We start from the raw sequence: 18,901 nt of genomic DNA on the forward strand, positions 1-18,901 counted from the left end.
ACAGAAACGGGATCATACCCGCATTGAGGGAGGCTGCGAAGCGCTCCCCCGCGAGAAAGCTGAACATGGTTGAAAACAACGAACTGCGTAAGGCCGGGCTCAAGGTCACCCTTCCCCGGATCAAGATCCTGCAGATGCTCGACTCCTCCCAGCGGCGTCACATGAGTGCCGAGGACGTGTACAAGGCGCTGATCGATGCCGGCGAGGACGTCGGTCTGGCCACCGTGTACCGGGTGCTGACCCAGTTCGAGGCGGCCGGTCTGGTCGAGCGCCACAACTTCGATGGCGGTCATGCGGTATTCGAGCTGTCCGACGGCGCCCACCACGATCACATGATCAACGTCGACAGCGGCGAGGTGATCGAGTTCATCGATCCGCAGATCGAGAAGCGCCAGCGCGAGATCGCCGAGGAGCACGGCTACGAGCTGGTCGATCACAACCTGGTGCTCTACGTGCGCAAGAAGTCCTGATCGGACGTCGAACGCCAAAGGGCGACCCGCGGGTCGCCCTTCGCATGTCTGGCGGGTGCGTCAGGCCGCCACGTTGCCGATCAGCTGGCGGGCGTGGGCCAGGGACTCCTTGGTCAGGTCGAGACCGCCGAGCATGCGTGCGACTTCCTCGATGCGCTGGCTGGGGCCGAGTTCGGCGACCGCCGTGCGCGTCTCGCTGCTGCCGCGCTGCTTGTGCACGAACAGGTGCTGGTGACCATGTGCGGCTACCTGCGGCAGGTGGGTGACGGTGAGTACCTGGCCGCGCTCGCCGAGGCGACGCAGTAGTTGGCCGACCACCTCGGCGGTGGGGCCGCCGATGCCGACGTCGACCTCGTCGAACACCAGGGTGGGGATGCGCGAGGTCTGCGCGGTGATCACCTGGATGGCCAGGCTGATGCGCGACAGTTCGCCGCCGGAGGCGACCTTGGCCAGGCCCTTGAGCGGCTGGCCGGGGTTGGCGCTGACCTGGAACTCCACCTGCTCCTGGCCGTGGGCCTGCGGCTCCTCGCTGCCGCCCGGCTGCAGGGCGATGGCGAAGCGCCCGCCGGGCATGCCCAGGCGCTGCATCTCCGCTTCCACCGCGGCAGCCAGCTGGCCGGCCGCCGCGCGTCGGCGCGCGCTCAGTTCGCCGGCCCTGGCCTGGTAGTGGCGGGCGTAGGCGTCCAGTTCCTCGCCGAGCCGCTCGATGGCTTCGTCGCCGGCATGCAGGCCATCCAGTTCGGCCCGCAGGCGCTGCTGCAGTTCGCCCAGTTCGCCCGGCTGCACGCGGTGCTTGCGCGCCAGACTGTAGATGCTGTCCAGGCGCTCCTCGATCTGCTGCAGGCGTTGCGGGTCGGCCTCGAAGTGGTCGACGAAGCGGTTGAGGCTGCTGACCGCCTCCTCGACCTGGATCTGCGCGCTGGCCAGCAGGTTGATCGCTTCTTCCAGCGCGGCCGGCTGGCCGTGCCCGCCGCTCAGGCGTTGCAGGCTGCTGCCCAGGGCGCTGAGCACGTTGCCGTCGTCGCTCTCGCTGCACAGGTCGAGCACCTGGCGGCAGGCGCCGAGCAGGGCGCCGGCGTTGCTCAGGGTCTTGTGCTCGAGCTCCAGCTCTTCCAGTTCGCCATTGCCGAGGGCGAGGTTGTCCAGCTCCTCGAGCTGGTAGCTGAGCAGTTGCTGGCGCGCGCGCTGCTCCTCGCCGCTGCCGGCCAGGCGCTGCAGTTCGCTGCGCGTCTGCCGCCAGCGCTGCGCCGCCAGTTGCACCTGGCGCGCCAGCTCGTCGGCGCCGGCATAGGCGTCGAGCAGGCGGCGGTGGGTGTCGGGCTTGAGCAGCGACTGGTGCTCGTGCTGGCTGTGGATGTCGATCAGCCGCTCGCCGAGCAGCTTGAGGTCGCCCAGCGGGCAGGGCGTGCCGTTGATGTAGGCGCGCGAGCGGCCCTCGCGGGTGATCACCCGGCGCAGGATGCACGGTCCGTCGCCGTCGAGGTCGCGCTCGGCCAGCCAGGCGTGTGCCTCGGGGATGTCGGCGAGGTCGAAGCTGGCGAGGATGTCCGCCTTGTCGGCGCCGGGGCGCACCACCTCGCTGTCGGCGCGATCGCCGAGGGCGAGGCCCAGGGCGTCGAGCATGATCGACTTGCCGGCGCCGGTTTCGCCGGTGATGACGCTCATGCCGGCGCGCAGCTCCAGATCGAGCTGTTCGACGATGGCGTAGTTGCGGATCGACAGATGCACGAGCATGGCCGGGCCCTCGCGATGGGTTCTGTGTATTTGTACAGTGCTTGGTTATTTATACAGTAGCCAACTTTGTCGCGGCAATCCCCCTTGAAGCGGACGCGCGCGCCCCCATATAGGCGGACTGAATCGCGGGCCATGCGCCCGAGCGTTGTTTTCAAGGAGACATCCATGGCTGACGAACACAAGCTTGATCCGCAGGGCCCCGAGGCCGAGGTGCAGGACGCGGCGGCAACCGCCGGCGACGATCTGGCGCAGCGCGTGCAGGCGCTCGAGGAGCAGCTGGCCGAGGCCCGCGACCAGTCCCTGCGTGCCGTGGCCGAACTGCAGAACGTGCGTCGCCGTGCCGAACAGGATGTGGAGAAGGCGCACAAGTTCGCCCTGGAGAAGTTCGCCAGCGACCTGCTGCTGGTGGTCGACAGTCTGGAACGCGGCCTGGAGCTGTCCGATCCGGCCAACGAGGCCATCCGTCCGATGCGCGAAGGCATGGAACTGACCCTCAAGGCCTTCCACGACACCCTCAAGCGCTACCAGGTCGAAGCCATCGATCCGCACGGCGAGCCGTTCAACCCGGAGCATCACCAGGCCATGGCCATGGAGGCCAACGGCAGCGTCGAGCCGGGCAGCGTGCTCAAGGTGTTCCAGAAGGGCTACCTGCTCAATGGTCGTCTGCTGCGCCCCGCCATGGTGGTGGTCAGCAAGGCCGAGTGAATCAATCGCCGGGAATGCCCTTGAAAGCCGTCGGGGCATCCCCATCTGTAGTGCCAAGCATCGAGTCATCCGGGCGGCCGCGCGAGGCCGCCGGAATCCAAGTTTCGGGAGAGTGAATATGGGCAAAATCATCGGTATCGACCTGGGCACCACCAACTCCTGCGTGTCCGTGTTGGAAAACGGCGTGGCCAAGGTCATCGAGAACGCAGAAGGTGCGCGCACCACCCCGTCGATCATCGCCTACAGCAACGACGGCGAGACCCTGGTCGGCCAGAGCGCCAAGCGCCAGGCGGTGACCAACCCGCAGAACACCCTGTACGCAGTCAAGCGCCTGATCGGCCGCCGCTTCGAAGAAGACGTGGTGCAGAAGGACATCCAGCTGGTGCCCTACAAGATCGCCAAGGCAGACAACGGCGACGCCTGGGTCGAGGTCAAGGGCCAGAAGATGGCGCCGCCGCAGATCAGCGCCGAAGTGCTGAAGAAGATGAAGAAGACCGCCGAGGACTACCTGGGCGAGCCGGTCACCGAAGCAGTGATCACCGTGCCGGCCTACTTCAACGACAGCCAGCGCCAGGCCACCAAGGACGCCGGTCGCATCGCCGGTCTGGACGTCAAGCGCATCATCAACGAGCCGACCGCCGCGGCGCTGGCCTACGGCATGGACAAGGCCAAGGGCGACCACACCATCATCGTCTACGACCTGGGCGGCGGTACCTTCGACGTGTCGGTGATCGAGATCGCCGAGGTCGACGGCGAGCACCAGTTCGAGGTGCTGGCGACCAACGGCGATACCTTCCTGGGTGGCGAGGACTTCGACATCCGCCTGATCGACTACCTCGTCGACGAGTTCAAGAAGGAAAGCGGCATCGACCTCAAGGGTGACCCGCTGGCCATGCAGCGCCTGAAGGAAGCCGCCGAGAAGGCCAAGATCGAGCTGTCCTCCAGCCAGCAGACCGACGTCAACCTGCCGTACATCACTGCCGACCAGACCGGTCCGAAGCACCTCAACGTGAAGATTTCCCGCGCCAAGCTGGAAGCCCTGGTCGAGGAGCTGGTCGCCCGCACCATCGAGCCGTGCCGCATCGCCCTGAAGGATGCCGGCATCGACGCCAGCAAGATCGACGAGGTGATCCTGGTCGGTGGCCAGACCCGCATGCCGCTGGTGCAGCAGAAGGTCGCCGAGTTCTTCGGCAAGGAGCCGCGCAAGGACGTCAACCCGGACGAGGCGGTGGCCATGGGCGCCGCCATCCAGGGCGCGGTGCTGGCCGGTGACGTCAAGGACGTGCTGCTGCTCGACGTCTCCCCGCTGACCCTGGGCATCGAGACCCTGGGTGGCGTGATGACCGCGCTGATCGAGAAGAACACCACCATCCCGACCAAGAAGTCGCAGGTGTTCTCCACCGCCGACGACAACCAGAACGCGGTGACCATCCACGTGCTGCAGGGCGAGCGCAAGCAGGCCGCGCAGAACAAGTCGCTGGGCCGCTTCGACCTGGCCGACATCCCGCCGGCGCCGCGCGGCGTGCCGCAGATCGAGGTCACCTTCGACATCGACGCCAACGGCATCCTGCACGTGTCGGCCAAGGACAAGGCCACCGGCAAGCAGCAGTCCATCGTGATCAAGGCCAACTCCGGCCTGTCCGAGGAAGAGATCCAGCAGATGGTCCGCGACGCCGAGGCCAACGCCGAGGAGGATCGCAAGTTCGAGGAGCTGGTGGCCGCGCGCAACCAGGGCGACCAGCTGGTGCACGCCACCCGCAAGATGGTCACCGAGGCCGGCGACAAGGCGACCGCCGAGGAGAAGGCGGCGATCGAGACCGCGCTGGGCGAGCTGGAAGCCGCGGTGAAGGGCGACGACAAGGCCGCCATCGAGGCCAAGGTCCAGGCGCTGTCCGCCGCTTCCGCGCCGCTGGCGCAGAAGATGTATGCCGAGCAGGCGCAGGACGCGACCCAGCAGGGTGACGCCAAGCAGGACAAGGCACCGGGCGACGACGTAGTCGATGCCGAGTTCGAGGAAGTCAAGGACGGCAAGGACAACAAGTAAGCGTCACGCTTGCTTCCGCCCCCGGCCTGGCGCGCGTCTGCGTCAGGCCTGAACCGCCACGCGGGAGCTTGCTCCCGCGTCGGCGTGTCTGGGGAAGATGAAATCGGAGTGCACGAGATCCATGGCAAAACGTGACTATTACGAGGTGCTCGGTGTCGAGCGCGGCGCCAGCGAGGCGGAGCTGAAGAAGGCCTACCGTCGCCTGGCCATGAAGTACCACCCGGACCGCAACCCCGACGACAAGGCGGCCGAGGAGAAATTCAAGGAGGCCAACGAGGCCTACGAGGTGCTCTCCGACGCCAGCAAGCGCGCCGCCTACGACCAGTACGGGCATGCCGGCGTCGATCCGAGCATGGGCGGCGGTGCCGGTTTCGGCGCCGGTGGCGCCAACTTCTCCGATATCTTCGGCGATGTGTTCAGCGACTTCTTCGGCGGCGGGCGCGGCGGCTCGCGCGGCGGCCCGCAGCGCGGCGCCGACCTGCGCTACACCCTCGAGCTGGACCTCGAGGAAGCGGTGCGCGGCACCACGGTGACCATCCGTGTGCCGACCCTGGTGGCGTGCAAGACCTGCGACGGCAGCGGCGCCAAGAAGGGCAGCTCGCCGGTGACCTGTACCACCTGCGGCGGCATCGGTCAGGTGCGCATGCAGCAGGGCTTCTTCTCGGTGCAGCAGACCTGCCCGCGCTGTCATGGCAGCGGCAAGATGATTTCCGACCCGTGCGGCAGCTGTCATGGCCAGGGGCGCGTCGAGGAGCACAAGACCCTTTCGGTCAAGGTGCCGGCCGGCGTCGATACCGGCGATCGCATCCGTCTGGCCGGCGAGGGCGAGGCCGGTACACTGGGCGGCCCGGCCGGCGACCTGTACGTGGTGGTCAACGTGCGCGAGCATGCGATCTTCCAGCGCGACGGTAAGCACCTGTACTGCGAGGTGCCGATCAGCTTCGCCGACGCGGCGCTGGGGGGCGAGCTGGAGGTGCCGACCCTGGACGGTCGGGTCAAGCTGAAGATTCCCGAGGCGACCCAGACCGGCAAGCTGTTCCGCCTGCGCGGCAAGGGTGTCGTCCCGGTGCGCGGCGGTGGTGCCGGTGACCTGATGTGTCGGGTGGTGGTGGAGACGCCGGTCAACCTCGACAAGCGTCAGCGCGAGCTGCTCGAGGAGTTCCGCGGCACCCTGCAGGGCGACAGCTCGCACTCGCCCAAGGCCAGCGGCTGGTTCGAAGGCGTGAAGCGTTTCTTCGACGATCTTTAACCGAACGGGAAGGCGGCGCGGCGTGGTCCGGCCGCCCTCCGGAGCACAGTTATGCGACGTATTGCAGTGATGGGCGCCGCCGGGCGCATGGGCAAGACCCTGATCGAGGCGGTGCTGCAGGCGCCGGGCGCGGTGCTGACTGCCGCGGTGGATCGGCCGGACAGCACCCTGGTGGGGGCCGACGCCGGCGAGCTGGCCGGCCTCGGCCGCATCGGCGTGGCCCTGGCGGGCGACCTGGAGCGGGTGCTGGACGATTTCGACGTGCTGATCGACTTCACCCATCCGACCGTGACCCTGCGCAACTTGGCGGTCTGCCGCGCAGCCGGCAAGGCCATGGTGATCGGCACCACCGGTTTCACTCCGGAGGAGAAGCAGTTGTTGGTCGAGGCGGGGAAGGACATTCCGATCGTGTTCGCCGCCAATTTCAGCGTCGGCGTCAACCTGTGTCTCAAGCTGCTCGACACCGCGGCGCGGGTGCTGGGCGACGACGTCGACATCGAGATCATCGAGGCCCACCATCGGCACAAGGTCGATGCGCCGTCCGGCACCGCCCTGCGCATGGGCGAGGTGGTCGCCAGCGCTCTCGGCCGCGATCTGCAGAAGGTGGCGGTGTACGGTCGCGAAGGCCAGACCGGTGCGCGCGCGCGCGAGACCATCGGTTTCGCCACCGTGCGTGCCGGCGACGTGGTCGGCGACCATACCGTGCTGTTCGCCGCCGACGGCGAGCGGGTGGAGATCACCCACAAGGCCTCCAGTCGCATGACCTTCGCCCGCGGTGCGGTACGTGCCGCCTTGTGGCTGGAAGGTCGTGCGTCCGCCCTGTACGACATGCAGGATGTTCTCGACCTCGCTTGACTGTCGCCGGCCGCGGTTTTGCGGCCGGACGTGCCCCGCGAGGGTGCAGTGGCCGGCGCAGACGCCGCAGGCCCCTTTCCGCTGGATGATTTTTGTACTAAAATCTCAATCCAGTGTGTCCATTAAGAGCATGCAAAGTGTCCAAATCAAAGCGGGGTGATGTGGTTCTCACGTCATTCCGCTTTTTTGCAGCCTGAATTTGCATGAAACGGCTCTATTTACGGGAGGTCTTCTTGACTAAGCCAGCCATACTCGCGCTTGCCGACGGCAGCATTTTCCGCGGTGAAGCCATCGGTGCCGACGGTCATGCCGTCGGTGAGGTGGTGTTCAATACCGCCATGACCGGCTATCAGGAAATTCTCACCGATCCTTCGTATGCCCAGCAGATCGTCACCCTGACCTACCCGCACATCGGCAACACCGGCACCACGCCGGAAGATGCCGAGTCGACCAAGGTGTGGGCCGCCGGCCTGATCATCCGCGATCTGCCGCTGCTGGCCAGCAGCTGGCGCAACAGGCAGTCGCTGCCGGAGTACCTGAAGGAACACGGTACCGTCGCCATCGCCGGCATCGATACCCGCCGCCTGACTCGCGTGCTGCGCGAGAAGGGCTCGCAGAACGGTTGCATCCTGGTCGGCGACGACGCCACCGAGGAAAAGGCCCTGGAACTGGCGCGCGCCTTCCCCGGCCTCAAGGGCATGGACCTGGCCAAGGTGGTCAGCTGCAGCGAGCGCTACGAGTGGCGCTCCAGCGTGTGGAACCTGGAAACCGACAGCCATCCGGAAATCGCCGCCAGCGAGCTGCCCTACCATGTGGTGGCCTACGACTTCGGCGTCAAGCTGAACATCCTGCGCATGCTGGTCGCCCGCGGTTGCCGCTTGACCGTGGTGCCGGCGCAGACTCCGGCCAGCGAGGTGCTGGCGCTCAACCCGGACGGCGTGTTCCTGTCCAACGGCCCCGGCGACCCCGAGCCGTGCGACTACGCCATCCAGGCGATCAAGGACATCCTCGAGACCGACATCCCGGTGTTCGGCATCTGCCTCGGCCACCAGCTGCTGGCCCTGGCCTCCGGTGCCAAGACCGTCAAGATGGGTCACGGCCACCACGGCGCCAACCACCCGGTGCAGGATCTCGACAGCGGCGTGGTGATGATCACCAGCCAGAACCACGGGTTCTGCGCCGACGAGGCCAGCCTGCCGGCCAACCTGCGCGCCACCCACAAATCGCTGTTCGACGGCACTCTGCAAGGCATCGAGCGCACCGACAAGGTCGCCTTCAGCTTCCAGGGCCACCCGGAAGCCAGCCCGGGCCCGCATGACGTGGCCCCGCTGTTCGACCGCTTCATCGCCGAGATGGCCAAGCGTCGCTGAGACTGCCGACAGATCAACGGATTCGTGTGAGTAAACATGCCTAAACGTACAGACATCAAAAGCATCCTGATCCTCGGTGCCGGCCCCATCGTCATCGGCCAGGCCTGTGAGTTCGACTACTCCGGCGCCCAGGCCTGCAAGGCGCTGAAGGAAGAGGGTTACCGCGTCATCCTGGTGAACTCCAACCCGGCCACCATCATGACCGACCCGGCCATGGCCGACGCCACCTACATCGAGCCGATCAAGTGGCAGACCGTGGCCAAGATCATCGAGAAGGAGCGTCCCGACGCCCTGCTGCCGACCATGGGTGGCCAGACCGCGCTGAACTGCGCCCTGGACCTCGAGAAGCATGGTGTGCTGGAGAAGTTCGGCGTCGAGATGATCGGCGCCAACGCCGACACCATCGACAAGGCCGAGGACCGCTCGCGCTTCGACAAGGCCATGCGCGCCATCGGTCTGGAGTGCCCGCGCTCCGGCATCGCTCACACCATGGACGAGGCCTACAAGGTGCTCGACAAGGTCGGCTTCCCGTGCATCATCCGCCCGTCGTTCACCATGGGCGGCACCGGCGGCGGCATCGCCTACAACCGTGAGGAATTCGAGGAGATCTGCACCCGTGGTCTGGACCTGTCGCCGACCAACGAGCTGCTGATCGACGAGTCGCTGATCGGCTGGAAGGAATACGAGATGGAGGTGGTCCGCGACAAGAAGGACAACTGCATCATCGTCTGCTCCATCGAGAACTTCGACCCGATGGGCGTGCACACCGGCGACTCGATCACCGTGGCGCCGGCGCAGACCCTGACCGACAAGGAATACCAGATCATGCGCAACGCCTCCTTGGCGGTGCTGCGCGAGATCGGCGTGGAAACCGGCGGCTCCAACGTGCAGTTCGGCATCAACCCGGCCGACGGGCGCATGGTGGTGATCGAGATGAACCCGCGCGTGTCGCGTTCCTCGGCGCTGGCTTCCAAGGCCACCGGCTTCCCGATCGCCAAGATCGCCGCCAAGCTGGCGGTCGGCTACACCCTCGACGAGCTGTCCAACGACATCACCGGCGGTCGCACCCCGGCGTCCTTCGAGCCGTCGATCGACTACGTGGTCACCAAGGTGCCGCGCTTCGCCTTCGAGAAGTTCCCCAAGGCCGACGCCCGCCTGACCACCCAGATGAAGTCGGTCGGTGAGGTGATGGCGATCGGCCGCACCTTCCAGGAGTCGGTGCAGAAGGCTCTGCGCGGCCTGGAGGTCGGTGCACACGGCTTCGATCCCAAGCTCGATCCGGCCGATCCGGAAGCCGAGAGCATCCTCAAGCGCGAGCTGACCGTGCCGGGCGCCGAGCGCATCTGGTACGTGGCCGACGCCTTCCGCGCCGGCAAGAGCATCGACGACGTCTATGCCCTGACCAAGATCGACCACTGGTTCCTGGTGCAGATCGAGGATCTGGTCAAGGACGAGGAGAAGGTCAAGACCCTCGGCCTGGCCAGCATCGATCGCGACCTGATGTGGAAGCTCAAGCGCAAGGGCTTCTCCGACGCCCGTCTGGCCAAGCTGCTCGGCGTCACCGAGAAGAACCTGCGCAGCCACCGCCAGAAGCTCAAGGTGGTGCCGGTGTACAAGCGCGTCGACACCTGCGCCGCCGAGTTCGCCACCGACACCGCCTACATGTACTCGACCTACGAGGAAGAGTGCGAGGCCAATCCGTCCGGCCGCGACAAGATCATGATCCTCGGCGGCGGTCCGAACCGCATCGGTCAGGGCATCGAGTTCGACTACTGCTGCGTCCATGCCGCCCTCGCCATGCGCGAAGACGGCTACGAGACCATCATGGTCAACTGCAACCCGGAAACCGTCTCCACCGACTACGACACCTCCGACCGCCTGTACTTCGAGCCGGTGACCCTGGAGGACGTGCTGGAGATCGTCCGCGTCGAGCAGCCCAAGGGCGTGATCGTGCAGTACGGCGGCCAGACTCCGCTGAAGCTGTGCCGTGCCCTGGAAGAAGCCGGCGTGCCGATCATCGGCACCACCCCGGACGCCATCGACCGCGCCGAGGACCGCGAGCGCTTCCAGCAGATGGTCCAGCGCCTCGGCCTGCGCCAGCCGGCCAACGCCACCGCGCGCAGCGAGGAGGAAGCCCTGGCCCACTCCAAGGCCATCGGCTACCCGCTGGTGGTGCGTCCGTCCTACGTGCTGGGTGGGCGCGCGATGGAGATCGTCTACCAGGAAGAAGAGCTCAAGCGCTACATGCGCGAAGCGGTGAAGGTCTCCAACGACAGTCCGGTGCTGCTCGACCACTTCCTCAACTGCGCCATCGAGGTCGACATCGACGCGGTATGCGACGGCGAGAGCGTGGTGATTGGCGCGATCATGCAGCATATCGAGCAGGCCGGCGTGCACTCCGGTGACTCCGCGTGCTCGCTGCCGCCGTACTCGCTGCCGGCGCACATCCAGGACGAGATCCGTGCCCAGGTCAAGAAGATGGCCCTCGAGCTCGGCGTGGTCGGCCTGATGAACGTGCAGATGGCCGTGCAGGGCGAGGACATCTACGTCATCGAGGTGAACCCGCGTGCCTCGCGTACCGTGCCGTTCGTCTCCAAGTGCATCGGCGAGTCGCTGGCCAAGGTGGCTGCCCGCGTGATGGCCGGCAAGACCCTGGCCGAAGTCGGCTTCACCGCCGAGGTGATCCCGCCGTACTTCAGCGTCAAGGAAGCGGTGTTCCCGTTCAACAAGTTCCCCGGCGTCGACCCGATCCTCGGTCCGGAGATGAAGTCCACCGGCGAGGTGATGGGTGTCGGCGACAGCTTCGCCGAAGCTTTCGCCAAGGCTCAGCTGGGCGCCGGCGAGGTGCTGCCGACCGGCGGCACCGCGTTCATCAGCGTGCGCGAGGATGACAAGCCCTACGTGGCTCAGGTCGCCCGCGATCTGGTCGAGCTCGGTTTCGACGTGGTGGCCACCGCCGGCACCGCGCGCATCATCGAAGCCGCCGGTCTGCCGGTGCGCCGCGTGAACAAGGTGACCGAGGGTCGCCCGCACGTGGTCGACATGATCAAGAACGACGAAGTCAGCCTGATCATCAACACCACCGAAGGCCGCCAGTCGATCGCCGATTCCTTCTCCATTCGTCGCAACGCACTGCAGCACAAGATCTGCATCACCACCACCATCGCCGGTGGTCAGGCGATCTGTGAGGCGCTCAAGTTCGGCCCCGAGAAGACCGTGCGCCGCCTGCAGGATCTCCATGCAGGAATCCAGGCATGAGCAAGTTCCCGATGACTGTCCAGGGCGTGCGCGCCCTGGAAGAGGAGCTGAAGCTCCTCAAGACCGAGCGGCCGAAGATCAGCCAGGCGATCGCCGAGGCGCGCGAACTGGGCGATCTCAAGGAAAACGCCGAGTACCACGCCGCCCGCGAGCAGCAGGGACTGATGGAGGCGCGCATCCGCGACATCGAGGCCAAGCTGTCCAATGCGCAGGTCATCGACGTCAGCGCGATTCCGCGCACCGGCAAGGTGATCTTCGGTACCACCGTGGACATCGCCAACTGCGAGACCGACGAGACGGTGACCTACCAGATCGTCGGTGACGACGAGGCCGACATCAAGGCCGGCAAGATCTCCGTCAGTTCGCCCATCGCCCGTGCCCTGGTGGGCAAGGAGGAGGGGGACGTGGTGATCGTGCAGACCCCCGGCGGCAAGGTCGAGTACGAGATCGTCGAGGTGCGTCATATCTGAGCGGGCGCTGCCGCGCCCGCCGGCACGCGCCGGCGCCATCAGCTGGCGCCTGGCGCAGACCTTCTGGGTCGGTGGGCTGTGGCTGCTCTACTTCGTGCTGCTGCCGGCGCTGGAGCACTACGGTCTGGCGCCGGTGCTGCTGGCGGATATCTCCGCCAGTCTGGTGCCCCTGCTGCTCGGCTTCGCCGGCTTCTGCGCCCTGCTGCAGAAGCTGGTGCTGGCCCAGGCGGAGGGGTTGCGCGGGTTGTGGGGGGATTTTCGCGGGCAGCTGCTGAGCGCGGTGCTGCTGCTGGTGCTGGCGTTCTTCGCTGGATCCTGGCTGGAGCTGGCTGACGAGCGCTGGCAGCTGTTCTGTTACCTGGCCGTGGCGACCTGCGGTCTGGTGCTGGTGCTGCAGCCGGTCCCCGGCGAGCAGTGAGAGACCGGGCGATGCCGCGCGGCATCGCCCGGGCGCCACTCAGATCGAGTGGCGGACGATGTTCGACAGCTGGCGGTTCTGCTTGGCCGCCTTGCGATAGACCAGCGCCATCTTGCCGATCACCTGCACCAGTTCGCAGCGCGCCTGCTGGCACAGCTCGTCGATCAGGGTGCGGCGGTCGTCGCGTTCGGTCAGGGCGAACTTGACCTTGATCAGCTCGTGATCGTTCAGTGCCCGCTCCAGTTCGGCCAGTACGCCTTCGGTCAGGCCGTGTTCCGCGACTATCAATACCGGATTCAGGTGGTGGCCGATAGATTTGTATTGTTTCTTCTGCTCGTTGGTGAGCGGCATAATCTGACCCTTGCGTCCGATCCAGTGAAAAGCGGCAGCTAGTGTACCCGAGAGTCGGTATGCCGCCCAGATGAGGTGCCCCGTGGCCCGTTCCAAGGCCAGCACGCGCTGGCTGAAAGAGCATTACGACAACCGCGTTAAGATGACGCAGAGTGGCGGCTATCGCTCGCGCGGCCCCTCGAGGCAATCGGAGAGCAGCCGGTAGACCTTGTGATTTCCGACATGGCCCCCAATTATGGGTAGGGGGATGGCTGCTTCCCAGTTGCGCGTTCTGTGGCTGTACGCATGGGGGCGGATGTGGGGGCGCTCGGCGGCATTTTCCGATCAGGTTTTTTCCGGGCGAAAGCCTCGGCGCCAGCCACGGGAAGGTGTGCGAGTCGTTCGACAAGATGCAGATGTGCAGATGAGTTCGTCGCGTGAACGCTCGCGCGAGCAATCCCTGCTCGCTCGCGGCTTCCGCGGGGCCTAGACTGCAGCATGACCCGTGGTGACGGGTCAAACCAGGTTACAACCCGCTCTGCCAGCAATCGGGCGGCTGTAGTAAGTTAGGGCGGCGCAGATCCGGCCGTCATGTGAAGCGGTTTCCAGGCGGGGCCGGTCAGAGAGGGTAGGCAATTGAACGACATGGCAAAGAACCTGATCCTGTGGCTGATCATCGCAGCCGTGCTGGTGACGGTGATGAACAACTTCTCCACGCCGAACGAGCCGCAGACGCTCAACTACTCGGAGTTCATCCAGGAGGTCAAGGATGGCAAGGTCGAGCGTGTGACCGTGGATGGTTACATCATCTCCGGTCGCCGTGTCGATGGCGAACCCTTCCGCACCATCCGTCCGGCGATCCAGGACAACGGCCTGATCGGCGACCTGATCGACAGCAAGGTGGTGATCGAGGGCAAGCAGCCCGAGCAGCAAAGCATCTGGAGCCAGCTGCTGGTGGCCAGCTTCCCGATCCTGGTGATCATCGCCGTGTTCATGTTCTTCATGCGCCAGATGCAGGGTGGCGGCGGCGGCCGCGGCGGGCCGATGAGCTTCGGCAAGAGCAAGGCGCGCCTGCTGTCCGAGGACCAGGTGAAGACTACCCTGGCCGACGTCGCCGGCTGCGACGAGGCCAAGGAGGAGGTCGGCGAACTGGTCGAATTCCTCCGCGATCCGGGCAAGTTCCAGCGCCTCGGCGGGCGTATCCCGCGCGGCGTGCTGATGGTCGGCCCGCCCGGTACCGGCAAGACCCTGCTGGCGAAGGCCATCGCTGGCGAGGCCAAGGTGCCGTTCTTCACCATTTCCGGTTCCGACTTCGTCGAGATGTTCGTCGGCGTCGGTGCCTCGCGCGTGCGCGACATGTTCGAGCAGGCCAAGAAGCATGCGCCGTGCATCATCTTCATCGACGAGATCGATGCGGTCGGTCGCCATCGCGGCGCCGGTCTGGGCGGCGGTCATGACGAGCGCGAGCAGACGCTCAACCAGCTGCTGGTGGAGATGGACGGCTTCGAGATGAACGACGGCATCATCGTCATTGCCGCCACCAACCGCCCCGACGTGCTCGACCCGGCGCTGCTGCGCCCCGGCCGCTTCGATCGCCAGGTGGTGGTCGGTCTGCCGGATGTGCGCGGTCGCGAGCAGATCCTCAAGGTGCACATGCGCAAGGTGCCGCTGGGCGATGACGTCGAGCCTTCGGTGATCGCCCGTGGCACGCCCGGCTTCTCCGGTGCGGATCTGGCCAACCTGGTCAACGAGGCCTCGCTGTTCGCCGCGCGCAACGGCAAGCGCATCGTCGAGATGAAGGAGTTCGAGCTGGCCAAGGACAAGATCATGATGGGCGCCGAGCGCCGCTCCATGGTCATGACCGAGGACGAGAAGCTGATGACCGCCTACCACGAATCCGGTCACGCGATCCTCGGCTGTCTGTTCCCCTCCGATCCTGTGCACAAGGTCACCATCATCCCGCGCGGTCGCGCGCTGGGGGTGACCATCTCCCTGCCGGAGCGCGATCACCACGGCTACAGCCGCATCTGGCTGCACAACAAGCTGAAGATGATCTTCGGTGGGCGCATCGCCGAGGAGATCATCTTCGGTCACGACAAGGTCACCAACGGCGCCACCGGCGACATCGGCCAGGCCACCCGTATCGCGCGGACCATGGTCACCCAGTGGGGCATGTCCGACAAGCTGGGCTTCCTCTCCTACGCCGATGAGGAAGAGGAAGTGTTCCTCGGGCGTTCGGCCGGGCGCGGCAGCAATGTCTCCGCGGAAACCGCCCGGCTGATCGATGAGGAAGTGCGCGCGGTGATCGACGGCAACTATGCCCAGGCCGAGCAGGCCCTGCGCGACAACCTCGACAAGCTGCACGCCATGGCCGATGCGCTGATGAAGTACGAAACCATCGATGCCGAGCAGGTCGCCGACATCATGGGCGGCCGCGAGCCGCGTGCGCCCAAGGGTTGGAGCGACTCCGGCAGCGGCTCTTCGGGCAGCGCCCGGCCGCAGGCCGAAGCCGGTCCGCGGGTCGACAAGCCGATCGGCGGTCCGGCCGGAGAGCACTGATTTTTCCGATGAGCAAGCATTCCACTCTAGACCGGCTGCCCTGTGGCAGCCGGTTTCTTGATTTGTCCCGTCCGCAGGTGATGGGCATCCTCAATGTCACCCCCGATTCCTTCTCCGACGGCGGGCGTTTCAACCACCGGGATGCCGCGTTGCGTCATGCCGAGGCGATGGTGCGCGCGGGAGCCACGCTGATCGACATCGGTGGCGAGTCGACCCGGCCCGGAGCGCCGCCGGTTTCCGTGCAGGAGGAGCTGGAACGCGTCTGTCCGGCGGTCGAGGTGATCGCTCGCGAGCTGGACGTGATCATCTCGGTCGACACCTCCACGGCGGTGGTGATGCGCGAGGCGGCGCGTCTCGGTGCCGGCCTGCTCAACGACGTGCGTTCGCTGCAGCGTCCCGGGGCGCTCGAGGCGGCGGCCGCCAGCGGTCTGCCGGTGTGCCTGATGCACATGCGTGGCGAGCCCGGTAACATGCAGGACGACCCGCAGTACCCGGACATTTACACCGAAGTGCACGACTTCCTGGTCGAGCGGATGGTCGTCTGCGAGGCTGCAGGCATTCCCCGCGAGCGCATCGTGCTCGATCCGGGCTTCGGCTTCGCCAAGACCCTGGAGCACAATCTGGGATTGTTCCGTCAGCTCGAGCGCCTGCACGAGTTCAGTCTGCCGCTGCTGGTCGGGGTGTCGCGCAAGAGCATGATCGGCAAGGTACTGGACAGGCCGGTGGGGGAGCGCCTCTACGGCAGCCTCGCGCTGGCGGCCCTGGCCGTGGCCAAGGGCGCGCAGATCGTGCGCGTGCACGACGTGGCCGAGACGGTGGATGTGGTACGCATGATTGCCGCCGTGGAATGGGCGGACTGACAGCAGGATGAAAGCATGAGCAGAAAGTATTTCGGCACCGACGGTATCCGTGGCCGCGTCGGCGAGTTCCCCATCACCCCCGAGTTCATGCTCAAGCTGGGCTGGGCTGCGGGGATGGCTTTCCGCCGCCAGGGGCACTGCAAGGTGCTGATCGGCAAGGACACCCGGATCTCCGGCTACATGTTCGAGTCGGCCCTGCAGGCCGGCCTGATCGCCTCCGGAGCCGACGTCATGCTGCTTGGTCCGATGCCGACGCCGGCGGTGGCCTACCTGACGCGCACTTTCCACGCCGATGCGGGGATCGTGATCAGCGCCTCGCACAACCCGCACCACGACAACGGCATCAAGTTCTTCTCCGGCAAGGGTACCAAGCTTCCCGATGACGTCGAGCTGATGATCGAGCAGCTGTTGGACGAGCCCATGGTCGTGGCTGAGTCCGATCAGCTGGGCAAGGCCTCGCGGGTCAACGATGCCGCCGGCCGCTACATCGAGTTCTGCAAGAGCAGCGTGCCGACCAGTACCGACTTCTCCGGCCTCAAGCTGGTGCTCGATTGCGCCCATGGCGCGACCTACAAGGTGGCGCCCAGCGTATTTCGCGAACTGGGCGCCGAGGTCTCGGTGATTGCCGCGCAGCCCGACGGCCTCAACATCAATGCCGGGGTCGGCTCCACCCACATGGAGGCGCTGCAGCAAGTAGTGGTCGAGCGCGGGGCCGACCTGGGTATCGCCTTCGATGGCGACGGCGACCGCGTGCTGATGGTCGACCGTGCGGGTAACGTGGTGGACGGCGACGAGTTGCTCTACATCATCGCCACCGATCTGCAGGAGCGTGACCGTTTGCCGGCGGGCAGCGGCGTGGTCGGCACCCTGATGAGCAACCTGGGGCTCGAGCTTGCCCTGCAGGCGCGCGGTATCCCGCTGGTGCGTGCCAAGGTCGGCGACCGCTACGTGATGGCGGAGATGCTCGAACGTGGCTGGGTTCTGGGCGGCGAAAACTCGGGGCATATCGTCTGCATGCAGCACACCACCACCGGCGACGCCATCATCGCAGCGCTGCAGGTTCTGCTGGCTCTGCGTCGGCGCGGGCAGACCCTGGCCGAGGCACTGGCAGGACTCAGCAAGTGCCCGCAGGTGCTGATCAATGTGCGTCTGGGCGGGGCTGTCGACCCGGTGGCCCATCCGCAGGTGCAGGACGCCTGTGCGCGGGTCACCGAGGCGATGGCCGGGCGTGGTCGGGTGCTGCTGCGCAAGTCGGGCACCGAGCCGTTGGTGCGGGTCATGGTCGAGGGGGATGAGGAAGCGCTGGTGCGTCGCCATGCGGAAGACCTGGCTGCACTGGTCAAAACGGTATGTGCTTGATTTCGCTTGCCAGTTTGCCAATGCTTGAGTAACATCTGCGCCCACTTTGGACGACGAGGTTCGCATGCGCCGCCCGCTGGTCGCTGGTAACTGGAAGATGCATGGCACGCTTGCCAGCGTCTCCGAGCTGATCAAAGGTTTGCGCAAGCTGGCGCTGCCGGTTGATGTCGATGTTGTCGTCATGCCTCCTGCGTTGTACCTGTCCCAGGTGGTTGCTGGGTTGGAAGGCAAGGGCGTCGAGGTAGGCGCGCAGAATTGTGCTGCCGAGCCTCTGCAGGGCGCGCTGACCGGTGAGGTCGCCGCTGTGCAGTTGGTGGATGTCGGCTGCCGCTATGTGCTGGTCGGTCATTCCGAACGGCGCATGCTGCTCGGTGAAGGCGATGCGCTGATCGCGCGCAAGTTTGCTGCGGCGCAGTCCTGTGGTCTGGTTCCGGTGCTGTGCGTCGGCGAGACCCGGGAAGAGCGCGAGGCAGGGCGGACGATCGAGGTCGTGTCCCGGCAGATCGATGCGGTGCTCGAAGCGGTTGGTGTCGGCGCGTTTGTGCGCGCGGTTGTGGCTTATGAGCCGGTCTGGGCAATCGGTACCGGATTGACGGCCACTCCGGAGCAGGCGCAGGAAGTGCACGCAGCCATTCGTGCCCAGTTGGCGGCCGAAGATGCTGTCGTGGCTGCCGGGGTCAGGATCCTGTACGGTGGCAGCGTCAAGGCTGCCAGTGCTGCCGAGTTGTTCGGTATGCCGGATATCGATGGGGGGTTGGTTGGTGGTGCCTCCCTCAATGCGGATGAGTTCGGTGCGATCTGTCGCGCCGCGGGAAGCTGAAAGATGCTCGAGACAGTAGTGATTGTGGTTCATCTGCTGGTTGCTCTGGGCCTGGTTGGTCTGGTGCTGGTGCAGCAGGGGAAGGGCGCCGATGCTGGTGCGTCTTTCGGTGCGGGTGCTTCGGCAACCGTGTTCGGTAGTCAGGGTTCTGCTACCTTCCTGAGTCGTTTTACTGCTATACTTGCTGCTGTTTTTTTTGCAACTAGTTTGGGTTTGGCCTTTTTTGCCAAAGACAAAGCTGATATGCTTAACCAAGCTGGTTTGCCGGATCCGGCAGTACTGGAAGTTACAAGCAAGCCCGCAGCAGATGATGTGCCGGTGCTTGAAGATAAAAAGCCGGCATCTTCGGATGTGCCGGCAGGCGAAGAGCAAAAGCAGCAGTAACAAGCGCTTCGCATAA

At 65.8% G+C, this 18,901-nt stretch carries 16 protein-coding genes; 14 read left to right on the top strand and 2 right to left on the bottom strand.

Annotated elements, in window-relative coordinates; all coding sequences use genetic code 11:
* Window positions 1-65 precede the first annotated feature (65 nt).
* A complete protein-coding gene (gene fur / locus BLT78_RS19700) occupies window positions 66-470 on the top strand; it encodes a ferric iron uptake transcriptional regulator (RefSeq protein WP_090351621.1) in 405 nt (134 codons plus the stop codon).
* A gap of 60 nt (window positions 471-530) precedes the next feature.
* On the opposite strand, the gene recN is transcribed toward fur, so the two are convergent.
* Window positions 531-2,204 (bottom strand): DNA repair protein RecN, encoded by a 1,674-nt coding sequence (gene recN / locus BLT78_RS19705; RefSeq protein ID WP_090351623.1) that lies wholly within the window; start codon window positions 2,202-2,204, stop codon window positions 531-533.
* Window positions 2,205-2,369: 165 nt separating this feature from the next.
* Here recN and grpE point away from each other — a divergent pair, with 165 nt between their 5' ends.
* The 8 genes from grpE to BLT78_RS19745 all read left to right on the top strand — a co-directional run bounded on the left by grpE (window position 2,370) and on the right by BLT78_RS19745 (window position 12,573).
* Window positions 2,370-2,909 carry a nucleotide exchange factor GrpE gene (grpE, locus tag BLT78_RS19710; RefSeq protein ID WP_090351624.1) on the top strand — a complete coding sequence of 180 codons (540 nt, stop codon included), beginning with the start codon at window positions 2,370-2,372 and terminating at the stop codon, window positions 2,907-2,909.
* A 118-nt stretch (window positions 2,910-3,027) separates the two neighbouring features.
* On the top strand, window positions 3,028-4,953 hold the full coding sequence (dnaK, locus tag BLT78_RS19715; protein ID WP_090351626.1) for a molecular chaperone DnaK: 1,926 nt from the start codon (window positions 3,028-3,030) through the stop codon (window positions 4,951-4,953).
* A 121-nt stretch (window positions 4,954-5,074) separates the two neighbouring features.
* Window positions 5,075-6,202 carry a molecular chaperone DnaJ gene (dnaJ, locus tag BLT78_RS19720; protein ID WP_090351627.1) on the top strand — a complete coding sequence of 376 codons (1,128 nt, stop codon included), beginning with the start codon at window positions 5,075-5,077 and terminating at the stop codon, window positions 6,200-6,202.
* A 51-nt stretch (window positions 6,203-6,253) separates the two neighbouring features.
* Window positions 6,254-7,057 (top strand): 4-hydroxy-tetrahydrodipicolinate reductase, encoded by an 804-nt coding sequence (gene dapB, locus BLT78_RS19725; protein ID WP_090351629.1) that lies wholly within the window; start codon window positions 6,254-6,256, stop codon window positions 7,055-7,057.
* A gap of 233 nt (window positions 7,058-7,290) precedes the next feature.
* A complete protein-coding gene (gene carA, locus BLT78_RS19730; protein ID WP_090351630.1) occupies window positions 7,291-8,427 on the top strand; it encodes a glutamine-hydrolyzing carbamoyl-phosphate synthase small subunit in 1,137 nt (378 codons plus the stop codon).
* A 36-nt stretch (window positions 8,428-8,463) separates the two neighbouring features.
* Window positions 8,464-11,685 (top strand): carbamoyl-phosphate synthase large subunit, encoded by a 3,222-nt coding sequence (gene carB, locus BLT78_RS19735; RefSeq protein ID WP_090351632.1) that lies wholly within the window; start codon window positions 8,464-8,466, stop codon window positions 11,683-11,685.
* A complete protein-coding gene (greA, locus tag BLT78_RS19740; protein WP_090351634.1) occupies window positions 11,682-12,155 on the top strand; it encodes a transcription elongation factor GreA in 474 nt (157 codons plus the stop codon). The genes carB and greA overlap by 4 nt, the downstream gene beginning before the upstream one ends.
* Window positions 12,148-12,573, top strand: a complete 426-nt coding sequence (locus tag BLT78_RS19745; protein ID WP_090351635.1) for a DUF4149 domain-containing protein — start codon at window positions 12,148-12,150, stop codon at window positions 12,571-12,573. The genes greA and BLT78_RS19745 overlap by 8 nt, the downstream gene beginning before the upstream one ends.
* A 39-nt stretch (window positions 12,574-12,612) precedes the next feature.
* On the opposite strand, the gene yhbY is transcribed toward BLT78_RS19745, so the two are convergent.
* Window positions 12,613-12,924 (bottom strand): ribosome assembly RNA-binding protein YhbY, encoded by a 312-nt coding sequence (gene yhbY, locus BLT78_RS19750; RefSeq protein ID WP_090351636.1) that lies wholly within the window; start codon window positions 12,922-12,924, stop codon window positions 12,613-12,615.
* Window positions 12,925-13,548: 624 nt separating this feature from the next.
* Between yhbY and ftsH the strand changes: the two genes are divergently transcribed.
* From ftsH to secG, 5 genes are all read left to right on the top strand, one after another.
* Window positions 13,549-15,462, top strand: coding sequence for an ATP-dependent zinc metalloprotease FtsH (gene ftsH / locus BLT78_RS19760; protein WP_172830811.1), 1,914 nt, complete (start codon window positions 13,549-13,551; stop codon window positions 15,460-15,462).
* A gap of 8 nt (window positions 15,463-15,470) precedes the next feature.
* A complete protein-coding gene (folP, locus tag BLT78_RS19765) occupies window positions 15,471-16,322 on the top strand; it encodes a dihydropteroate synthase (protein WP_090351639.1) in 852 nt (283 codons plus the stop codon).
* Between the two features lie 15 nt (window positions 16,323-16,337).
* Window positions 16,338-17,681, top strand: a complete 1,344-nt coding sequence (glmM, locus tag BLT78_RS19770) for a phosphoglucosamine mutase (protein ID WP_090351641.1) — start codon at window positions 16,338-16,340, stop codon at window positions 17,679-17,681.
* A gap of 64 nt (window positions 17,682-17,745) precedes the next feature.
* Complete coding sequence (gene tpiA, locus BLT78_RS19775) at window positions 17,746-18,501, top strand: triose-phosphate isomerase (RefSeq protein WP_090351643.1); 756 nt, start codon at window positions 17,746-17,748, stop codon at window positions 18,499-18,501.
* A 3-nt stretch (window positions 18,502-18,504) separates the two neighbouring features.
* Window positions 18,505-18,885: a preprotein translocase subunit SecG gene (secG, locus tag BLT78_RS19780; protein ID WP_090351644.1), complete on the top strand. Its 381-nt coding sequence runs from the start codon at window positions 18,505-18,507 to the stop codon at window positions 18,883-18,885.
* The last annotated feature ends 16 nt before the right edge of the window (window positions 18,886-18,901 follow it).

The organism is Pseudomonas oryzae, from assembly GCF_900104805.1.
Classification (GTDB): Bacteria; Pseudomonadota; Gammaproteobacteria; order Pseudomonadales; family Pseudomonadaceae; genus Geopseudomonas; species Geopseudomonas oryzae.

Coding starts and splice junctions, on each gene's coding strand:
- fur (WP_090351621.1), top strand. CDS start 66: ATGGTTGAAAACAACGAACTGCGTAAGGCCGGGCTCAAGGTCACCCTT.
- recN (WP_090351623.1), bottom strand. CDS start 2,204: ATGCTCGTGCATCTGTCGATCCGCAACTACGCCATCGTCGAACAGCTC.
- grpE (WP_090351624.1), top strand. CDS start 2,370: ATGGCTGACGAACACAAGCTTGATCCGCAGGGCCCCGAGGCCGAGGTG.
- dnaK (WP_090351626.1), top strand. CDS start 3,028: ATGGGCAAAATCATCGGTATCGACCTGGGCACCACCAACTCCTGCGTG.
- dnaJ (WP_090351627.1), top strand. CDS start 5,075: ATGGCAAAACGTGACTATTACGAGGTGCTCGGTGTCGAGCGCGGCGCC.
- dapB (WP_090351629.1), top strand. CDS start 6,254: ATGCGACGTATTGCAGTGATGGGCGCCGCCGGGCGCATGGGCAAGACC.
- carB (WP_090351632.1), top strand. CDS start 8,464: ATGCCTAAACGTACAGACATCAAAAGCATCCTGATCCTCGGTGCCGGC.
- greA (WP_090351634.1), top strand. CDS start 11,682: ATGAGCAAGTTCCCGATGACTGTCCAGGGCGTGCGCGCCCTGGAAGAG.
- yhbY (WP_090351636.1), bottom strand. CDS start 12,924: ATGCCGCTCACCAACGAGCAGAAGAAACAATACAAATCTATCGGCCAC.
- ftsH (WP_172830811.1), top strand. CDS start 13,549: ATGGCAAAGAACCTGATCCTGTGGCTGATCATCGCAGCCGTGCTGGTG.
- folP (WP_090351639.1), top strand. CDS start 15,471: ATGAGCAAGCATTCCACTCTAGACCGGCTGCCCTGTGGCAGCCGGTTT.
- glmM (WP_090351641.1), top strand. CDS start 16,338: ATGAGCAGAAAGTATTTCGGCACCGACGGTATCCGTGGCCGCGTCGGC.
- tpiA (WP_090351643.1), top strand. CDS start 17,746: ATGCGCCGCCCGCTGGTCGCTGGTAACTGGAAGATGCATGGCACGCTT.
- secG (WP_090351644.1), top strand. CDS start 18,505: ATGCTCGAGACAGTAGTGATTGTGGTTCATCTGCTGGTTGCTCTGGGC.